At 70.0% G+C, this 17178-nt stretch carries 19 protein-coding genes and 1 tRNA gene; 13 read left to right on the top strand and 7 right to left on the bottom strand.

Features of this window, described 5'->3' with window-relative positions; genetic code table 11:
* Positions 1-33: 33 nt before the first annotated feature.
* From AC1DWC_RS18680 to AC1DWC_RS18655, 6 genes are all read left to right on the top strand, one after another.
* Positions 34-531 (top strand): DUF6998 domain-containing protein, encoded by a 498-nt coding sequence (locus tag AC1DWC_RS18680; RefSeq protein WP_477910383.1) that lies wholly within the window; start codon positions 34-36, stop codon positions 529-531.
* Between the two features lie 87 nt (positions 532-618).
* A tRNA-Cys gene (locus AC1DWC_RS18675) sits at positions 619-689 on the top strand.
* Positions 690-869: 180 nt separating this feature from the next.
* Positions 870-1877 carry a 3-oxoacyl-ACP synthase III family protein gene (locus AC1DWC_RS18670; RefSeq protein ID WP_477910381.1) on the top strand — a complete coding sequence of 336 codons (1008 nt, stop codon included), beginning with the start codon at positions 870-872 and terminating at the stop codon, positions 1875-1877.
* A gap of 1 nt (position 1878) precedes the next feature.
* Positions 1879-2628, top strand: coding sequence for an SDR family NAD(P)-dependent oxidoreductase (locus AC1DWC_RS18665; protein ID WP_477910379.1), 750 nt, complete (start codon positions 1879-1881; stop codon positions 2626-2628).
* Positions 2628-3689: a phosphotransferase family protein gene (locus AC1DWC_RS18660; protein ID WP_477910377.1), complete on the top strand. Its 1062-nt coding sequence runs from the start codon at positions 2628-2630 to the stop codon at positions 3687-3689. The genes AC1DWC_RS18665 and AC1DWC_RS18660 overlap by 1 nt, the downstream gene beginning before the upstream one ends.
* Entirely contained in the window at positions 3682-4845 is a 1164-nt protein-coding gene (locus AC1DWC_RS18655; protein ID WP_477910375.1) for a CaiB/BaiF CoA transferase family protein, read from the top strand. The genes AC1DWC_RS18660 and AC1DWC_RS18655 overlap by 8 nt, the downstream gene beginning before the upstream one ends.
* 53 nt (positions 4846-4898) lie before the next feature.
* On the opposite strand, the gene bfr is transcribed toward AC1DWC_RS18655, so the two are convergent.
* Both bfr and AC1DWC_RS18645 read right to left on the bottom strand, forming a co-directional pair.
* On the bottom strand, positions 4899-5384 hold the full coding sequence (gene bfr, locus AC1DWC_RS18650) for a bacterioferritin (RefSeq protein WP_378419509.1): 486 nt from the start codon (positions 5382-5384) through the stop codon (positions 4899-4901).
* A gap of 86 nt (positions 5385-5470) precedes the next feature.
* On the bottom strand, positions 5471-5668 hold the full coding sequence (locus tag AC1DWC_RS18645; protein WP_072846427.1) for a (2Fe-2S)-binding protein: 198 nt from the start codon (positions 5666-5668) through the stop codon (positions 5471-5473).
* A 179-nt stretch (positions 5669-5847) separates the two neighbouring features.
* Between AC1DWC_RS18645 and AC1DWC_RS18640 the strand changes: the two genes are divergently transcribed.
* Positions 5848-6681, top strand: coding sequence for an alpha/beta fold hydrolase (locus AC1DWC_RS18640; protein ID WP_477910372.1), 834 nt, complete (start codon positions 5848-5850; stop codon positions 6679-6681).
* A 23-nt stretch (positions 6682-6704) separates the two neighbouring features.
* On the opposite strand, the gene AC1DWC_RS18635 is transcribed toward AC1DWC_RS18640, so the two are convergent.
* From AC1DWC_RS18635 to AC1DWC_RS18615, 5 genes are all read right to left on the bottom strand, one after another.
* Positions 6705-7037, bottom strand: a complete 333-nt coding sequence (locus tag AC1DWC_RS18635) for a hypothetical protein (RefSeq protein ID WP_477910370.1) — start codon at positions 7035-7037, stop codon at positions 6705-6707.
* Complete coding sequence (locus AC1DWC_RS18630) at positions 7034-7447, bottom strand: Zn-ribbon domain-containing OB-fold protein (protein WP_477910368.1); 414 nt, start codon at positions 7445-7447, stop codon at positions 7034-7036. Before AC1DWC_RS18630 ends, AC1DWC_RS18635 begins: the two co-directional genes overlap by 4 nt.
* Before the next feature lie 160 nt (positions 7448-7607).
* Entirely contained in the window at positions 7608-8759 is a 1152-nt protein-coding gene (locus AC1DWC_RS18625) for a sulfotransferase family protein (RefSeq protein WP_477910366.1), read from the bottom strand.
* A gap of 13 nt (positions 8760-8772) precedes the next feature.
* Complete coding sequence (locus AC1DWC_RS18620) at positions 8773-9555, bottom strand: SDR family oxidoreductase (RefSeq protein ID WP_477910364.1); 783 nt, start codon at positions 9553-9555, stop codon at positions 8773-8775.
* A gap of 8 nt (positions 9556-9563) precedes the next feature.
* Entirely contained in the window at positions 9564-10748 is a 1185-nt protein-coding gene (locus AC1DWC_RS18615) for a hypothetical protein (protein WP_477910362.1), read from the bottom strand.
* A gap of 92 nt (positions 10749-10840) precedes the next feature.
* Between AC1DWC_RS18615 and AC1DWC_RS18610 the strand changes: the two genes are divergently transcribed.
* The 6 genes from AC1DWC_RS18610 to AC1DWC_RS18585 form a co-directional block, all read left to right on the top strand.
* Positions 10841-11761: an IclR family transcriptional regulator gene (locus AC1DWC_RS18610; protein ID WP_477910360.1), complete on the top strand. Its 921-nt coding sequence runs from the start codon at positions 10841-10843 to the stop codon at positions 11759-11761.
* A gap of 145 nt (positions 11762-11906) precedes the next feature.
* Entirely contained in the window at positions 11907-12848 is a 942-nt protein-coding gene (gene cysD / locus AC1DWC_RS18605) for a sulfate adenylyltransferase subunit CysD (protein ID WP_477910358.1), read from the top strand.
* Positions 12848-14710 (top strand): adenylyl-sulfate kinase, encoded by a 1863-nt coding sequence (gene cysC / locus AC1DWC_RS18600; protein WP_477910356.1) that lies wholly within the window; start codon positions 12848-12850, stop codon positions 14708-14710. The genes cysD and cysC overlap by 1 nt, the downstream gene beginning before the upstream one ends.
* Entirely contained in the window at positions 14707-15819 is a 1113-nt protein-coding gene (locus AC1DWC_RS18595; protein WP_477910354.1) for a 3'(2'),5'-bisphosphate nucleotidase CysQ, read from the top strand. Before cysC ends, AC1DWC_RS18595 begins: the two co-directional genes overlap by 4 nt.
* Complete coding sequence (locus tag AC1DWC_RS18590; RefSeq protein WP_477910449.1) at positions 15816-16928, top strand: TIGR03617 family F420-dependent LLM class oxidoreductase; 1113 nt, start codon at positions 15816-15818, stop codon at positions 16926-16928. The genes AC1DWC_RS18595 and AC1DWC_RS18590 overlap by 4 nt, the downstream gene beginning before the upstream one ends.
* A gap of 81 nt (positions 16929-17009) precedes the next feature.
* Positions 17010-17178: nuclear transport factor 2 family protein (locus tag AC1DWC_RS18585; protein ID WP_477910447.1), on the top strand; the 169-nt coding region annotated here is incomplete at its 3' end.

Raw genomic sequence — 17178 nt, 5'->3', positions numbered from 1 at the left:
GCTGGCGGGGACGATCGGTGCTGAGATAGCTGGATGGACATCGACCTCGCCGGAATGACCGCGCCGGACTTGCTCAGGCTGTGGGCAGCAAGCATGGAAGAGCTGAAATCACGCGAACTGACGCGGACGAACAACAACCCCGTGGGCGATCTCGCCGAGGCGATCGCGCACGAGCACTACGGCGGTGAGCGGGGGTCGTTCAGCCAGAAGGGCTGGGACATTCGTACGCCGGACGGTGTGCGCATTCAGGTGAAGGGAATGCGTCGCACCGCCACCAACAAGCGGGTCGCTCTCAGCGCAATCCGGGATACCGATTTCGACACGTTGCTTGTGGTCATCTTCGACACCGATTTCAACCTTGCGCAGTCGTTCACGATGCCGAGTTGCGCGGTCGAGTCGCAGTTCGCACGGAGCAGTTACGTCAACGGGATAATCCCTCGCCTCTCGAAGGCTTTGCTGGCGAGCGAGATGATCACGACGATTGATCTGCGAGATGCCTACCGGCGAATCAGTACACCGCGGGCAGAGTAGCGGTGCGGCCGTGAGGGCGAGGGTTTCAATCATGCTGATCCGAACCCTGTTCGCCGGCTCCGCGGACCGGCATAGTCCGTAGTCGATGCGGGTGTGGCTGAGTGGTCAGGCACCGGTCTGCAAAGCCGTTCACACGGGTTCGAATCCCGTCATCCGCTCGAGAAATCGGGGCCGGCCAGCCATGGTCGGCCCCGATTCGTGTTGCGCGGGTGAGACGGCTCGACTCGCGGGTGCGTGTCCGGAGTAGGACGAATGCCCCGAAATCGACGCCGGGGCGTCAATCTTTGGAGTAGAACAGGTTTCAGCGCTGTCGGGGGCGTCCACTCATGAGGAGGCTGATGGTGTCGGGGAAAAGGCGTGCCGAGGGACAGGGGGGTTACGGCGTCCTCGGTATGGGGATGTACGTCCCGCAGCGCGTGGCGACCAACGCCGAGGTCGCGGACGGCGCCGGTGTCACCGAGCAGTGGATCGTCGAGAAGACAGGGGTCCTCGAGCGCCGACGAACCGCGCCGGGGGAGAACACCGCGGACATGGCCGCCGAGGCGGGCCGGCAGGCGCTCAAGCACGCGCGCGAAATGTCGTTGACGGCGGAGGCAGGCGAGGAACCGGGGATGCTCATCGTGGCGACGTCCACGCCTGACCGGCAGGTGCCCGCGCCGGTCTCGGACGTGCATGCGCGGATCGGGCTGGCGCCCATGCCGACATTGAGCCTCGACGGTGGCTGCGCCGGGTTTGCCCAGGCGATGGTGACCGCCGACGCGTACCGGCAGATCGGGCAGGCCGGTACCGCGCTGGTGATCGGCGCGCACCGCATCGAGAACTTCCTGGTCGCGTCCGACCGCAAGACCGCACCGCTGTTCGGCGACGGGGCAGGCGCCTACCTAATGGGCCCCGTGACGCCGGGCTACGGGATGCTCGCCAGCCGCCTCGTCACGGACAGCACCTTCGTCGACGCCCTGTGCACCCCGTACCGCACCCCGGATTCCGCCGGGGTCGAACCGCTGCACATGGACGGTCGCCAGCTCGCGGAGGTGTTCGTCCGAGAACTGCCGGAGTTGCTCCGGGAGTCGCTCGACGAGGCCGGGTTGACGGTGGCGGACATCGACCATCTCTTCGTGCACCAGGCCAACGTGCAGATGGTGCGACTGTTCGGGCAGGTCCTCGGGCTTGCACCCGAGAAGGTGCCGACCACCGGGCAGTGGGTGGCGAACACGGCGGCGGCGTCGTTGCCGATCGGCACCGTCATGTCCGCGCGGGAGCGGAAGATCCAACGGGGGGACATCGTCGCGATGGTCACCGCCGGCGCCGGCGTCAGCGGCGCGGTCATCGTCATGCGGTGGTTCTGAGATGGGGCACCAGCAGCGCACCGCGGTGGTCACCGGCGGCGGCGGCGGCATCGGGTCGGCGATCAGCCGGCGACTGGCCGCCGACGGTTTCGACGTGGTGATCGCATACTGCGCCAACGAATCCGGCGCCGAGGATGCCGCACACGACTGCCGGGAGTCGGGGGTGCGGGCGGTGACCGTGCAGGCCGACCTCACCGAGCCCGAAGGCGTGCGGCTGCTGGTGGGCACGGCGGTCGACGAATTCGGACGCCTCGACGCCTTCGTCCACAACGCGGCCACCGCGGTGTTCGGGTCGCTCCCCAAGCTGGCGACCCAGCGGCACGACGACTACCTCCAGGTGTTTGCGCTCAATGCGCACGCGTTGCTGGTCGCGGCCGCCGAGTGTTCACAGCGGATGGCCGACGGCGGTCGCATCGTCAACATCTCGTCGGTCGCCACGGTGCAGGGACTGTTCGGCGGGGCGGCGTACGCGGCGAGCAAGGCTGCCGCCGAGTCGATCACCCGCACCGCGGCCAGCGAGCTCGGTGGACGCGGAATCACCTGCAACACCATCCAACTGGGCCTCGTGGACACCGCGACGGCGCGGGCGGTGACGAATCAGCAGGTGATCGACTTCTACGCGATGCAGGCGCCGGTTCGGCGGGTGGGGGAGCCCTCCGAGGTGGCCGCCCTGGTGAGCCACCTGGTCGGCGGGGAGTCCGGCTGGCTGACCGGTCAGACCATCGGCCTCAACGGGGGATTCCGGTTCTGATGTCGGAAACCACGAGCAGTCGAGCGCTCGGCGACGCCGAGATCGAGGACCTCTCCCGCTGGCTCGCCGACCGGCTGCCGGGCCGGGGAGCGGTGACGGCGACGCCGCTGGTGCAGGCCGCCGGGCACTCACACGTGGTCTACCTGCTGACCCGCGGCGAGCTGCGGTGGGTGCTCCGGGTCGCGCCCGACCATCCGGAGGCGTCGGTGGGCGGCGGCTTCGACCTGAGCCGGGAGGCCAGGATTCTCGATGCCCTGACGGGCACCGGAGTCCCGCACCCGGCCGCGGTCGCCGTCCGCGACGAGTCCGCGCCGACGCGCCGAGACTTCCTGGTCAGCGAGTTCGTCGACGGGATCACCCTCGACCGGACGCTGCCGCAGGCGTACGCCAACCCCCGCGACGGCCGGGCCGTCGCGGAATCGATCGTCGACACCCTCGCCAGGGTGAACGCCGTCGACTGGCGCTCGACCGCACTCGGCGACATTGCACGCCCCGACGGGTACCTCGGTCGCCAGTTCGACAAGGCCGCCTCGATGCTCGAGCGGTTCCGCACCCGCGACACCCCGGCCCTGCAGAAGCTCCTCGACCGGCTGCGCGGGGACCAGCCCTCGGCCTACGACCTGGGGCTGATCCACGGCGACTACAGCGCGATGAACATCATGGTCTCGCGCGAGCGGCCGGCGGTGCAGGCGGTCCTGGACTGGGAGACGGCGACCGTCGGCGACGCGATGATCGACATCGGGTACCTGACCGCGCGGTGGGTGCGGCCCGAGGAGAACCCGCTGGTGGCGGCGTTCGCGCTCGGCGGCCCCGACCCCGCCGCGCACGACCTGCTGCCGTCCCGGCAACACCTCGCCGAGCGGTACGAGCAAGTCAGCGGCCGGTCGATCGAGCTGCTGCCGTTCTACCAGGGCCTGGCGATGGCCCGGCTTGCGGTGGTGCTGGAGGGGCGGGTGGCGGCCGGCACGCGTCGCGGTCGCCCCGAGGCGGCCGCACTGTTCGCGACGATGGCGGACGGCTGCGCCGACCACGGGCTGCGGCTCTCGGACGGCGATGGCTGAGCCGCTGCTGGCCGGGGTCCGCGTGGTCGAGTCGGCGAGCCTGCTGACCGGAGCCACGGTCGGGATGATGCTGGCCGACCTCGGGGCCGACGTCGTGAAGGTCGAACCGCCGCACGGCGACCTGATCCGCTGGGCGCTGGGCCAGGTGACCGCCGGATACAGCCCGGCGCACCTGCAGCTGAACCGCAACAAGCGGGCGATCACCCTCGACATGAGGACGCCCGAGGGGGCCGCCCGGTTCCGTCGGCTGCTCGAGGGCGCGGCGGTGTTCGTCGACGGCAACGCGCCGGGCACCCTCGCCAAGATGGGGCTGCCGGATCCTGTGCTGGCGCAGCTGAATCCGGGCCTCGTGCACTGCTCGGTCAGCGGCTACGGGGTGAGCGGTCCGTACTCCGCGATACCGACGCACGGGCTGATGATGAGCGCTCTGGTGGGCGCGAACCCGACGACGGTCGCCGCCGACGGGACGCTCGGCGCGGCGGAGCGCGAGGGCGCGTCGATCAGCGGGCGGGGCGGGGATGCGGCCGTCGCCGCGGGCAGTGCGGCGGCCACGGCGATCTGTGCCGCGTTGGTGCGTCGGGAACGCCGCGGCATCGGCGCTCGGATCGACGTGTCGGGTGCCGACGCGTTGCTGACGCAGTCGATGATTCCCGTTGTCTACCAGGCGAACCTGGACCGGATTGCCGACACCACGACGTTGCCGTTGCTCAGCGACGGCACCGGCGGGCCGCGGTACCGGCTCTACGCAACCGGCGATCGGCAGGCGGTGGCGTTCACCGCGCTGGAGCCGAAGTTCTGGGCCAGGTTCTGCCGCGCCGTCGGCCGCGAGGACCTGATCGACGCCAGCCCGGACGGGGTGGACCTCGAGCACACGCTGACCGAGATCTTCGCGACGAGGACACAGCAGCAGTGGATTTCGCTCGCGATCGACTCAGGCCTGGCGATCGGGCCGGTCCGCAGCACGCTCGGCGAGATGTCGGGCGACGAGCATCTGCGGCACCGGGGCGTATTCGTGGACGCCGAGCACCCGGTCGCCGGGCCATTCACCTACGTCGGCATGCCTGGCCTCGTCGACGACGCGCCCTTCGAGGTTCGGCTGCCCGCGCCCGCCCTCGGCGAACACAACGACGCCTTCGAGGACGGCTGGCCGAGCTGAGTCGCGCCGGTCGAGTCGGCGCCGACGGGCGGTGTCCGCCGACGGGAGGGGCGTCAGCCCACGCTGGGCGGCTGGTCGACCAGTTGCGCGAGAAAGAGCTGTTCGCCGAGCTTGTCGATCAGCTCGAGCTGGGTCTCGAGGTAGTCGACGTGCTCCTCCTCCTCGGCGAGGATCTGCTCGAGCAGGCCGGCGCTGGTGTGATCACCCTTCGCCCGGCACATGGTGATCCCGGGACGCAGCCGTTCGACGACCTCGACCTCGACGGCCAGGTCGGAGGTGAACTGCTCGCGGATGGTCTGCCCGACCCGCAGGGGCAGCAGTCGCTGGTAGTTCGGCAGCGCCTCGAGCATCAGGATCCGGTCGGTGAGCAGCTCCGCGTGCCGCATCTCCTCGAAGGACTCCTCGCGGGTCTTCGCGGCGATCTTGGTCAGGCCCCAGTTCGCCTGCATCTTCGAGTGCAGGAAGTACTGGTTGATGGCCGTGAGTTCGCTGGTCAACTGCTCGTTGAGAAGGGCGATAACCTCGTCGTCTCCGCGCACGGTGACACCTCCGATGGGGGCGGGCTGAACCTTGATCGCAGCCTATCTCCCAATCGGAGTTTTTACGCGCCGAGTGGCCGGTGTTTCTACGCGCTGATCTGTTCGACCTCGCATTCGGAGTAGTGCTTCTCGATCATCGACTTGATGCGGTCGCGGCACAGTCCGCAGCCGCGGCCCTTGCCTGCCCCGCATCCCATCGCGACCTGCTTGGCGGTGTGTGCGCCCGCGGTGATGCACAGTTGGACCTGGTCCTCGGTGGCGGCCGCGCAGATGCACACGTACATGTTTCGAACTCCTCGATATGACGTCTTCCCAGGCGAGGCTACACTAAGAAGTCGATGGTTTAAAGGGTAGGCTAACCCAAATCTGACAACCTTCGACCGGTCTCGGTGAAGACCGGACAGCTCCTACCCGCGGGCGACAAGGCCTGTGGTGCGGTGTGGGCCCGCGTAAGGTCCTACGCATGAGCGAGCGGATCGCCACGTTCACCCGCACCGGCCTGATCTTCGACGTCCGGGACGCCGGCCCGCTCGACGGTGCGCCCGTCGTGCTGCTGCACGGCTTCCCGCAGGACTCCCGATCCTGGGACCGGCTCGCGCCGCTGCTGCACCGACGCGGGTTCCGCACCCTCGCGCCGGACCTGCGTGGCTGTTCGACCGGTGCGCGCCCCCACTCGCGCCGGGCCTACCGGTCCGCCGAGCTGAACCAGGACGTGGTCGCGCTGATCGAGCAGGCGGGCCTGGGCCCGGTGCACCTGGTCGGCCACGACTGGGGCGCCGCGGTGGCCTGGCGCGTCGCGGCGCAGCGCCCGGACCACGTGCGCACGCTCACCGCGCTGTCGGTGCCGCACCCGGCGGCGTTCGTGCGGGCGGTGCTCACCAGCAGTCAGATCGTCAAGTCCTGGTACATGCTCCTGTTCCAGCTGCCCTGGCTGCCGGAACGGCTGTTCGCCTCCGACCGGGTGATACGCCGCGCCTATCTCGACACCGGCATGAGTGCCGAGGTCGTGGATCGGGACCTCCCGCCGATGCGCGAGAAGTCCCGGGCCCGAGGCGGATTGAACTGGTACCGCGCGATGGCGCTGACCACGTGGCGGGCGACGGCGGGCAAGGTGCGGGTGCCCACCCTGCACGTGTGGAGCGACGGGGACACCGCGGTCGGCCGGGTCGGCGCCGAGCTGTCCGCCCGGTATGTCGACGCGCCATACACCCTCGAGACACTGCGCGGGGTCAGCCACTGGATCCCGGACGAGGCGCCGGACCAGGTCGACGAGCTGCTCGCTCGGCATCTCGTCTGACCGGGGCATCCTGGGATCGGCCGCTACGCGGCGCGTCGCCCGCGGGACCTCGCGGGGTCGGCGCCCGCCCAGGCCTGCAGCAGCGATTCCGACAGCTGACGCTTGACGGTCCCGACGTAGTCGGCGGCGCCGTGCGGCTCGAGGGCCTCACGGAGCATCTGGATGTACCGCCCGGGTGAGACGCCGAACGTCTCGAGCAGCTCGGCCGGACTCGCGCCGCCGAACGGTGCCCAGGTGATCGCGAAGTTGACCACCCACCGCGAGTGCGGGCTGACGGCGCCGTTGCGGGCGAGGTAGTCGCACAGCCGACGCCACGCCTGGATGCGCTCGGCATCGGTCCTGCCGCCGGCGATCATGCGGCACCCGCCGTCACGGCAGCGGTCGGCGCGGTCGAACTGACGACGAACAGGGGGGAACGCTCGCCGTCGCGCGTCGGCCGGAACCGGACCCGAACGGGAAGGTCGGGCGGGGTCGGGACCTCGCCTTCGATCCAGGTGTAGATCCTCGGGCCGTCGTCGAGTTTGACGATGGCGACCGCGCCGGGGGTCGGGCCCGAGTGCGGCGCGGGAGCCGCCGGCTGCCACGACACGATCGCTCCGGCGCCGGAGCTGAGTACCGCTCCGAGCTCGGTGCCCCGGCAGGAGGTGCACGTCTCGGTCAGCGGCGCGAGCAGCGTGGCGCAGTTCGCGCAGCGCTTGATGAACAGTCCGTCCGACGCGGGGGCGTCCGGCGTGCTGGGCGGGGAAACCTGCTGGTCTTGGTGCATGGGAACCTCGGCGGGTCGTGGCTGGTGATGTGAATCACACTGTGTCAGCGCGCGCCCCTGCCGGCGACGGCCGACCTACCCGGGTGCATACCTGTTTTTCGTCCGGACGGACCGGGGAGCAGATCCCGCCAGGCCGGCCGGATCTGCTCCCCGAGCGGTCTCAGGCGCCGAAACGTTCCTCCACCTCGGCGGCGGTGAGCCCGAACTCCTCGAGGGTGTACTTGTGCGAGGGACGGCGCGGCCCGCTGTGGCTCTCCTCGTGCATCGCCTCCATCGCCCCCTGCGCGGCGGCGGTCAGCGGCAGGCCGAACGTGGTGTAGATGCCCTCCACGGTGCCGAGCGGGTCCGCGACGAAGTCGTGGTAGTCGACGTCGATGAACTGCGCCGGGTTGTGCCGGGCCCGCGCCTCGGTGAACTGCTCGAGACCGCGCGCCCACAGCTCGAGCTGACTGCGGCCGATCACCTCGCCCTTGAACTTGTTGGACCAGCCGTCGGTGGCCTGCTCGGCGAGGCTGCACACCGACGGGATGATGGTGCTCGGCGCGCGGTGGGTCTGCACGATCAGCGCGTCGGGATACACCGCGAGCAGTTCGTCGAGCGCGAACAGGTGGCTCGGGTTCTTGAGCACCCACCGGCGGTCGCGATCGGGCAGCCCGATCAGCTGCAGGTTCTTCTTGTGCCGCTCGTAGGCGTTGGTCCAGTCCTGGCCCTCGAGCCACTTCGAGTACGTGGGCAGGTTGGCCAGGCACTCGTAGGAGACCGACTTGAAGGTCTGCCGCAGCAGCTGCCAGCACTCCTCGACCTCGGCGGCCGACATGTAGTGCACTCCCATGAACTCGGGGTGCTCGACGTGGTGCTTGCTGAACTGGGCCTCGATGCCCTGGAAGACCGGGTTCGACCCCCAGCTCTCGCGCGGCGGCCGCGGCTGCGGCATCTCGGTCAGCCACATCTCCAGGCCCTGGTGGGCCGGGTCGACGGTGAGCAGCCGGTGCAGGGCGGTGGTGCCCGTGCGGGGCAGGCCGGTGACGAAGATCGGCCGCTCGATCGCGACGTCCGCGTGTTCGGGATGCTGCTTCCACGCGGCCTCGGACAGCAGCCGGGCCACCAGCGCGCCGCGCAGGAACACCCGGGAGATCTTGCTGCCGAACGGGGTCAGGTCCTCGTCCCGGGCGTAGGAGTCGAGCAGGACGCCGAGCGCCTCGGTGTAGTCGTCGACTCCGAAGTCGGTCAGCCCGGTCATCTTGGTGGCCGAGGCGTGCAGGTCCTCGACGGTGCCGACGGTCGTCCGCTCGGCACTGGTGCGTTCAGTCATCTGTCTCGACCTTCTAGTGGTGGAACTCGCCGCAGTTGACGTCGAGGCACTGCCCGGTGACGGCGCTGGCCATCGGGGAGGCGAGGAAGAGCACCGCGTCCGCGACCTCCTCGGTCTCGGGCAGTCGCTTGAGGTCGGTGTTCGCGGCGGTGGCCTGGTAGATCTGCTCGACCGTCATGCCGTACTTCTCGGCCTGGTGCGCGAAGTAGCCCTTGAGGGTGTCGCCCCAGATGTAGCCCGGCGCCACCGAGTTGACCCGGATTCCCTTGGGGCCCAGTTCGGTCGCGAGCGACTGCGACATCGCCAGCAGGGCCGCCTTGGCCATCTTGTAGCTGCCGTAGCGCTCCTGCGAGTGCCGCAGCACCATCGAGTTGATGTTCACCACCGACCCCTTGGACTCCTCGAGGGCCGGGGTGAACAGCTGCGTCAGCCGCAGCGCGCCCAGCACCGTCAGCTCGACGGCGTCGCGGATGCTCTGGAAGTCGGTGCGCGCCAACGGCTTCATCGAGGGGACGGAGAAGGCGTTGTTGACCAGGGTGTCCACCCGGCCGTACGCCTCGACGCTGGCGGCGACCAGGTGCTCCGCCGAGTCGTGGTCGGTGATGTCGGTGGCCACGGTCACGGCGCGCCGGCCCAGGTCGGTGACCTCCTTGGCCACCTCGTCGAGCCGGGCCTGCGTCCGTGCGGCCAGCACCAGGTCCGCGCCGGCGGCGGCGAACCGCAGCGCCAGCGAGCGGCCCAGCGCGGGGCCGACGCCGGAGATGACGACGATCTTGTCCTGCAACAGGTTTGTCACGGTGAGTCCTATCCGAGCATGCGGTTGGCGACGGCGGCCTGGCGCTCCGCGATGCGGGCGGTCCAGTCCTCCGGCGTGATCTTGTTCTGTTCGTGGAAGGGCAGTTTCGCGGCGACCTGGTCGATGCCGACCACCTCGACGGTCGGGCCGTCGGCCGGGGTGAACTCCCGCGAGGTGCGCTGCCAGCGGAACTGCAGGATGCCCCGCGGGTGGCCGACGGTCTCGATCCAGTTGGTGACGCCCGGGTTCCGCTCCGAGATCACCATGCGGATCATGCCGTCCGGGTCGGCCTGGGCCTGGGTGTTGTTCAGCGAGGTCTGGTGTCCGGTGTAGTCCAGCGAGATGTACCACATGCTCCCGAGCTGGAAACCCTGGTACGGCGCGTCGGACTTCGGGACGGTGATGATCATCGCCTGGTCGTCGGCGAGTTCGTAGTGCCCGACCGAGGAGAACTGGGTGGCCAGGCCGCCCGGTGTCAGCCGCGGCTCGGTCATCGTGTTCACCGGCAGCTTGAGGTAGAACCACTCCGGGAACTGCAGCCACGTCTTGACCCGGCTGACCAGGGCCTTGCCGGCCCGGGCGAAGCGCTTCGCCGTCTCCTCGGGCGTCAGCGGATCGAACGGGACGCCCCTGCGGTCCACGCGCTCGACGCGGACGGTGCCCCGGCGCTGGGACCAGTCGCTGTAGACCTCGCGCACCACCAGCTGTGACGCGCCCGGCGCGAGCGTGAAGTAGTTGCGGCGCCCGGCGTTCTTCTCGGCCCATGCCCCGCCCGCGGGCCCGAATCGGACCTCGAAGTTGCCGTCGGCGTCGATGTCGATGTCCCGGTCGTCGAACGCCGATGCGCTGCCGGGCACGTTGGAATCGGTGTAGTTGCCGCTGAGCACCTGGAAACTGAGGTCGCAGGTGGTGCCCCGGGTGCCGGTGACGACGTACTCGGCGTCGTCGTTGACGCGGGTGCCGAAGTACAGGGTGTCGGGGTTGTCCAGGCCCATCTTCGTGTACGGGCCGGTGCCCTGGATGAAGCCCGGATGCGTCTTCTCGGTGGCCCAGGCCGCGTGCACGGTGGCCAGGATGCCGCCCGCGAGGTACTGGTAGCCCTCGAGCAGGTCCTGTTCGGACCGGATGTGCGGCGCGGCCTCGACCAGCTTCTCGGCCTCGGCGATCGCCTCGGCCAGTGGATCTGTCAGCACTCCCGCTCCTCGCGTTCAGGTGGTACAAATATGTACCCAAGTGGTAGGGAATTTGTTGCCCCGACCATAGAACGTGTTCTAAGGAGTGGTCAATGGCTGTCGAGCCGGATGCCGTCACCGGGCGCCGTTCGCCCCCGACCGATCGGGTGATTCAGGTGCTCGATCACCTCGTCGCCCGGCCCGAGCGACGGTTCGGCCTCTCCGAGCTCGCCCGGGCGTTGGAGATGAGCAAGCCGACCTGTCTGGGCATCCTCACCGCCCTGGTCGGCGGCGGGTACCTCACCCGGGATCCGGAGGCGAAGTACGGCCTCGGGCCGGCGCTGATAGTCGCCGGCCGGGCCGCGCAGCGGGGATTCGCGGTCGGGCCCATCGTCCGGCCGTACCTGGACGCGCTGGCCGAGGAGTTCGGCGCGATCTGCACGGCGTCCGCGGTGGTGGGGGACCAGGTCATGATTCTCGAGGTCGCGGCTCCGTCCGGTGTCGAGGCCGGACGAACCGTCGCCAAGGTCGGGCAGGTGTACCCCTTCGCGCCGCCGGTCGGGCTGATGTACGTCCTGTGGAGCCACGACGAGGACTTCACGCGGTGGCTCGGGCGCGAACCGGCATTCCCCGTCGTGCTCGATCGCGACCTGCTGCGGAGCGTCGTCGACGACTGCCGGGAGACGGGCTACCTCGTCGAGCGCCTCACGCCGACGGGGCGACGGCTGTTCTCCCTGATGGCCGGGGTCGCCGGTCGAGACCTGCCGGCCGAGCTGCGCGAACTGGTGGGCGAGATGGTCTCGAGTCTCGGCGAACGGGTCTATCTCGGTCGCGAAACGTCCGCGGACGTCGAGTACCCGGTCAGCCTGATCGCCGCCCCGAGCTACGACGCGGACGGACGGCAGACGTTGGTGATGACCCTCGATGTGGGCGGATCGATCAGTGGCGCCGAGATTGCGCGCCGGGGCCGGGCGCTCGTGGCGGCGGCGAACGCGGTGACCGCCGAGGTGGGGGGCCGGGCTCCGGTGCGCTGAGGGCGTGGGTGTGCCGGGGCGGTGCCGTCGGGGCATTGACCGGTTCTGCAACACGTTCTAAGGTCGGGCACAGATCGCAATTTGGTACCGATGCGGTACAGAAATGTACCGATCTCCGACCCTGTGAGCCTGAACTGGAGCCACGATGACCGCACAGTCCCCGCCACGCAGTTCGTCCCCGCCGAGATACGAGTTGTCCCACCTGGGTGCACTCGAGGCGGAGTCGGTGCACATCTTCCGTGAGGTCGCCGCCACCTTCGAGCGGCCCGCGCTCCTGTTCTCCGGTGGCAAGGACTCCGTGGTGATGCTGCACCTCGCGGCCAAGGCCTTCTGGCCGGCGCCGCTGCCGTTCCCGGTGATGCACGTCGACACCGGGCACAACTTCGACGAGGTGATCGAGTTCCGGGACGAGACGGTCGAGCGGCTCGGGCTGCGACTGGTGGTCGCTGGGGTGCAGGACGACATCGACTCCGGCGGCGTGGTCGAGGAGACCGGTCCGCGGGCCAGCCGCAACCGGCTGCAGACCCACACCCTGCTGCGGGGGATCCGGGAGAACGGGTACGACGCGGTCTTCGGCGGCGCCCGCCGGGACGAGGAGAAGGCGCGGGCCAAGGAGCGGGTGTTCAGCTTCCGTGACGAGTTCGGGCAGTGGGACCCGCGCGCGCAGCGTCCCGAGCTGTGGAACCTCTACAACGGCAGGCACCGCAAGGGCGAGCACATCCGGGTGTTCCCGATCTCCAACTGGACCGAACTCGACATCTGGCAGTACATCCTCGAGGAGGACATCGCGCTGCCGTCGATCTACTACGCGCACCGCCGGCCGGTGGTCGAGCGCGACGGAATGCTGTTGGCACAGACCCGTTTCCTGACGTTGCTGCCCGGTGAGGAGGCCCGCGACGAGCTGGTCCGCTTCCGCACCGTGGGCGACGCCACCTGCACCGGCTGCGTCGAGTCCTCGGCGGCCACCGCGGCCGAGGTGGTCACCGAGGTGGCCGCCAGCCGGATCACCGAGCGCGGCGCCACCCGCGCCGACGACCGCATCTCGGAGGCCGGGATGGAAGACCGCAAGAAGGAGGGGTACTTCTGATGGCCCAGTCCCAGCATCAACTCCAGCTGCTCCGGGTGGCCACCGCGGGCAGTGTCGACGACGGCAAGTCCACGCTGATCGGTCGGCTGCTCTACGACTCCAAGTCGATCTTCGAGGACCAGCTCGAGGCCGTCGAGCGCACCAGCCGCGCCCGCGGCGACGAGTACGCCGACCTGGCGCTGCTCACCGACGGCCTCCGCGCCGAACGCGAGCAGGGCATCACCATCGACGTCGCACACCGCTACTTCGCCACGCCGCGCCGCAAGTTCATCGTCGCCGACACCCCCGGACACGAGCAGTACACCCGCAACATGGTGACCGGCGCGTCCACCGCGGATCTCGCGCTGATCCTGGTCGACGCGCGCAAGGGCGTGCTGGAGCAGACCCGGCGGCACGCGTTCCTCTCCACCCTGCTCGGCATCCCGCACCTGGTGCTGTGCGTGAACAAGATGGACCTGGTCGACTGGTCGCAGGAACGCTTCGAGGAGATCAAGGAGGAGTTCCGGCAGTTCGCGATCAAGCTGGACATCCACGACCTGACCTTCGTCCCGGTCTCCGCGCTCAAGGGCGACAACATCGTCACCCGCACCGAGAACATGCCCTGGTACGAGGGCTCGTCGCTGCTGCACCACCTCGAGGAGGTGCACATCGCCTCGGACCGCAACCTGATCGACGCGCGGCTCCCGGTCCAGTACGTCATCCGCCCGCAGCAGCAGACCGACGCCGCCCGCCGCGACTTCCGCGGCTACGCGGGCACCGTCGCCAGCGGCGTGTTCAAGGCGGGCGACGAGGTGGTGGTGCTGCCGTCCGGCTTCACCTCCACCGTCGCGGCCGTCTACGGGCCGGGCGGGGTGCCGGTCGAGGAGGCATTCGCGCCGTCGGCCGTCTGCGTCCAGCTCGCCGACGACATCGACATCGGCCGCGGCGACATGCTGTGCCGGCCGAACAACCGCCCCCTCGTCGGCCAGGAGGTCGACGCGATGGTCTGCTGGCTCACCGAGCAGTCGGCACTGAGCGAGAACGCGCGGTACTCGCTGCTGCACACCACCCGGGCCACCAAGGCGCAGGTGGTGAGCCTCGACTACCGGCTCGACGTCAACACCCTGCACCGCGACGAGTCCGCGGAACGCCTGCAGCTCAACGAGATCGGCCGCGTGCAGCTCAAGACCCAGCAGCCGTTGCTGTTCGACCCGTACCGGCGCAACCGGGTCACCGGCAGCTTCGTCCTGGTAGACGAGGCCACCGGCGCCACCGTCGCGGCCGGGATGATCACCGGGCCGACGCTCAAGGAGTCGAAGGTGGTGTGGCACTCCGCCGCGGTCTCGCGAGAGGAGCGGGCCACCCGCGGCGCCACGGTCTGGTTGACCGGACTGTCGGCGTCCGGAAAGTCCACCGTCGCCGTGGAACTCGAACGACGGCTGGTCGCGGCCGGGGTGCCGGCCTACCGGCTCGACGGAGACAACCTGCGGCACGGACTCAACTCGGACCTCGGATTCAGCGCCGACGACCGGGCCGAGAACGTCCGCCGGGTGGGGGAGGTGGCGCAGCTGCTCGCGGACTCCGGGGTGATCGCGGTGGCCTCGCTGATCAGTCCCTACCGGGAGGACCGGGACCGGGTGCGGGCCCAGCACGAGGCGGCCGGGATCCCGTTCGTCGAGGTCTTCGTCGACACCCCGATCGAGCAGTGCGAGGCCCGGGACCCGAAGGGCATGTACGCCAAGGCGAGGGCGGGGGAGATCACCGGGTTCACCGGAGTCGACGACCCGTACGAGCGGCCCGAGCACGCCGAACTGGTGCTGACCCCCGAGGACGGCGATCCGGCTGCGCAGGCCGTGCGGATCGTGGAATATCTGTCTGTATGAACGCCGACGCCGAATTTGCCGCCGACCTGGCCGCCCGTGCGGGTGAGCTGTTGACCGAGATCCGTGCCGGGGAGCTCGGTGCCACCCCGCTCGACCCGGCCCAGGCGCGGGAGCTGGGGAGGCGCGGGGACAAGGAGGCCAACACCTTGCTCCTCGACCTCCTCGCGGAGGGGCGTCCCGCCGACGCCGTGCTCTCCGAGGAGTCGGCCGACGACCTCGCGCGACTAGACCGGAACCGCGTGTGGATCATCGACCCCCTCGACGGCTCCAAGGAGTACGGGCTGCCGGGCCGCGACGACTGGGCCGTGCACGTGGCGCTGTGGGAGCGTGGCCGCGGGATCACCGAGGCGGCGGTGGCGCAGCCCGCCCTGGGTGCGGTGTACACCTCCGGTGCGGTCGGCTTCGCCGAGCGCGCGCCCGGACCGCTCCGAATCCTGGTGAGCGGCAGTCGCCCACCCGCGTTCGTCACGGAGCTGGCCCACCGCGTCGATGCCGAGCTGGTCCCGATGGGCTCGGCGGGTGCGAAGGCGATGGCGGTGCTGCGCGGAGAGGCGGACGCGTACGTGCACGCCGGTGGGCAGTGGGAGTGGGACTCCGCCGCACCGGTCGGCGTGGCCCAGGCGGCCGGGCTGCACTGTTCCCGGGTGGACGGTAGTGCGCTGCGCTACAACGAGACCCGTCCGTACCTGCCGGACCTGCTGATCTGCCGGCCGGAGGTGGCGGGCACGCTGCTGGGCGAGATCGCGACGCTCACCGCGGCGGCGGGCAGCCAGTCGGTGGCGCTGGTCCGCGAGTACCTGGACTCGCTCGTCACCCACGACGCCTCGAAGGTGCGGTTGGCGGAGAACTGCCTCCGGGTGGAGAACGGCCAGCGCACCGGCAGCAGCGGTGCGGAGATCCGGTACGAGCTCGAGCACGGTCACCAGTACGAGCCGATCACCGGGATCCGGGACCTCCAGCTGAACGAGTGGGGCTCCCAGGTGGTGGCCCGCTTCCTGCTCGACATGCGCTCCGGCGAGGGCACGCTCACGGTGTCGATCACCGAGCACTTCGCGATCTCGGGCGCGGCGATCGCGGCGATCACCGCGATCATCGAACCGCTGCGCTGACCGCGGCGCCTCGGGTCCGGGTCGGCCTCGGGTACAACTGTCCGGTGAAGGTGTACACGGGCACGGACCCGAGGCTCGGACTGGCGGACATCGGCGCCTACGCGCGGCGCGCGGAGGCGGCGGGCTACGACGGGTTGCACGTCTCCGAGACCGTGCACGACCCGTTCATGCTGGCCCTGCAGGCCCTGCAGGCGACCGAGCGGATCGTGGTCCGCACCTCCGTCGCGCTGGCCTTCGTCCGCAGCCCGCTGCTGACCGCGTACACCGCGTGGGACCTCTCGCGGCTCTCCGGCGGCCGCTTCCAGCTGGGGCTCGGCTGCCAGGTACGGCAGAACATCGAGGAGCGGTACGCGATGCCGTGGTCGGCGCCCGCCGCGCGGATGGCCGAGTACGTGCGGGTGGTGCACGCGGCGTTCGAGACCTTCCGGACCGGTGAGCTGACGGTCTTCGACGGCGAGCACTACCGCTTCCGGCGGATGCAGCCGTACTTCAACCCGGGACCCGACGCGCAGACCCCGGCACCGCCCGTCTACCTGGGCGGGGTGGGGCGCCGGATGTGCACGGTGGCAGGGGAACTGGCCGACGGCTTCATCACCCACCCCACCAACTCCAGCCCGCAGTACCTCGAGTCCGACTGCCGGCCCGCGCTGAGCGCCGGTGCCGCGTCCGCCGGCCGAACCCTCGCCGACCTCGAACTCGTCGCGGGCGTGCAGGTGATCACCGGCGAGACGGAAGCCGAGGTGGACCGCGAGCGGGAACGCCAGCGCCGGCTCTTCGCCTTCCTCTACTCGACGCCGGCCTACCACCAGGAGTTGGTGCGGTGCGGTCTCGGACACCTGCGTGAGCCGCTGGCCCGGATGGTCCGGCGCGACTCGTGGTCCGAGCTGCGGGAGGTGGTCACCGACGACGTGCTCGACGCGATGCTGCCCACCGCGCGCTACCCGGAGCTGGCCGAGGCCGTCCGCCGCCGGGTGGCCGGGCTGGCGGACGGGGTCACCCTGACGCTGCCCGCGGACCCGGACCGTGACCCGCAGATGGCCCGGGTGGTAGCCGACCTCCAGACCGGCGCAGCGGCGCCGAAACCGGGCCTGGTTTCCGGGCCCGCGTGAGAGTGTGAGGACCCGGCGCCGACGCGACCGACCGGGGCCGCGTCCGATCCGCGTCGAGTCGCACCCACACTAGGAGCATCCATGGATGCAGACGCCGTCGTCACCGAGTTCTGCGCCCGCTGGGCGGACTCGAACCCCGAGACGCTCGCCGAGTACTTCGCCGAAGATGCTGTCTACCACAACATTCCGATGGAACCCGTGGTGGGGAAGCCCGCAATCAAGGACTTCCTCGCCGGGTTCCTCGGGGCGT

The sequence above is a fragment of the Rhodococcus sp. P4_C10 genome, from assembly GCF_056402135.1.
Note: the sequence above shows the minus strand (reverse complement) of the source record. Positions and strands in the feature narration are given on the sequence as shown.

Excerpts from the sequence above, each read along its gene's own strand:
- cysD (WP_477910358.1), top strand. The coding sequence starts at position 11,907 with ATGACCGCACAGTCCCCGCCACGCAGTTCGTCCCCGCCGAGATACGAG.
- cysC (WP_477910356.1), top strand. The coding sequence starts at position 12,848 with ATGGCCCAGTCCCAGCATCAACTCCAGCTGCTCCGGGTGGCCACCGCG.
- AC1DWC_RS18660 (WP_477910377.1), top strand. The coding sequence starts at position 2,628 with ATGTCGGAAACCACGAGCAGTCGAGCGCTCGGCGACGCCGAGATCGAG.
- AC1DWC_RS18630 (WP_477910368.1), bottom strand. The coding sequence starts at position 7,447 with ATGCACCAAGACCAGCAGGTTTCCCCGCCCAGCACGCCGGACGCCCCC.
- AC1DWC_RS18645 (WP_072846427.1), bottom strand. The coding sequence starts at position 5,668 with ATGTACGTGTGCATCTGCGCGGCCGCCACCGAGGACCAGGTCCAACTG.
- AC1DWC_RS18665 (WP_477910379.1), top strand. The coding sequence starts at position 1,879 with ATGGGGCACCAGCAGCGCACCGCGGTGGTCACCGGCGGCGGCGGCGGC.
- AC1DWC_RS18680 (WP_477910383.1), top strand. The coding sequence starts at position 34 with ATGGACATCGACCTCGCCGGAATGACCGCGCCGGACTTGCTCAGGCTG.
- AC1DWC_RS18655 (WP_477910375.1), top strand. The coding sequence starts at position 3,682 with ATGGCTGAGCCGCTGCTGGCCGGGGTCCGCGTGGTCGAGTCGGCGAGC.
- AC1DWC_RS18670 (WP_477910381.1), top strand. The coding sequence starts at position 870 with ATGGTGTCGGGGAAAAGGCGTGCCGAGGGACAGGGGGGTTACGGCGTC.
- AC1DWC_RS18610 (WP_477910360.1), top strand. The coding sequence starts at position 10,841 with ATGGCTGTCGAGCCGGATGCCGTCACCGGGCGCCGTTCGCCCCCGACC.
- AC1DWC_RS18640 (WP_477910372.1), top strand. The coding sequence starts at position 5,848 with ATGAGCGAGCGGATCGCCACGTTCACCCGCACCGGCCTGATCTTCGAC.
- AC1DWC_RS18625 (WP_477910366.1), bottom strand. The coding sequence starts at position 8,759 with ATGACTGAACGCACCAGTGCCGAGCGGACGACCGTCGGCACCGTCGAG.
- AC1DWC_RS18595 (WP_477910354.1), top strand. The coding sequence starts at position 14,707 with ATGAACGCCGACGCCGAATTTGCCGCCGACCTGGCCGCCCGTGCGGGT.
- AC1DWC_RS18635 (WP_477910370.1), bottom strand. The coding sequence starts at position 7,037 with ATGATCGCCGGCGGCAGGACCGATGCCGAGCGCATCCAGGCGTGGCGT.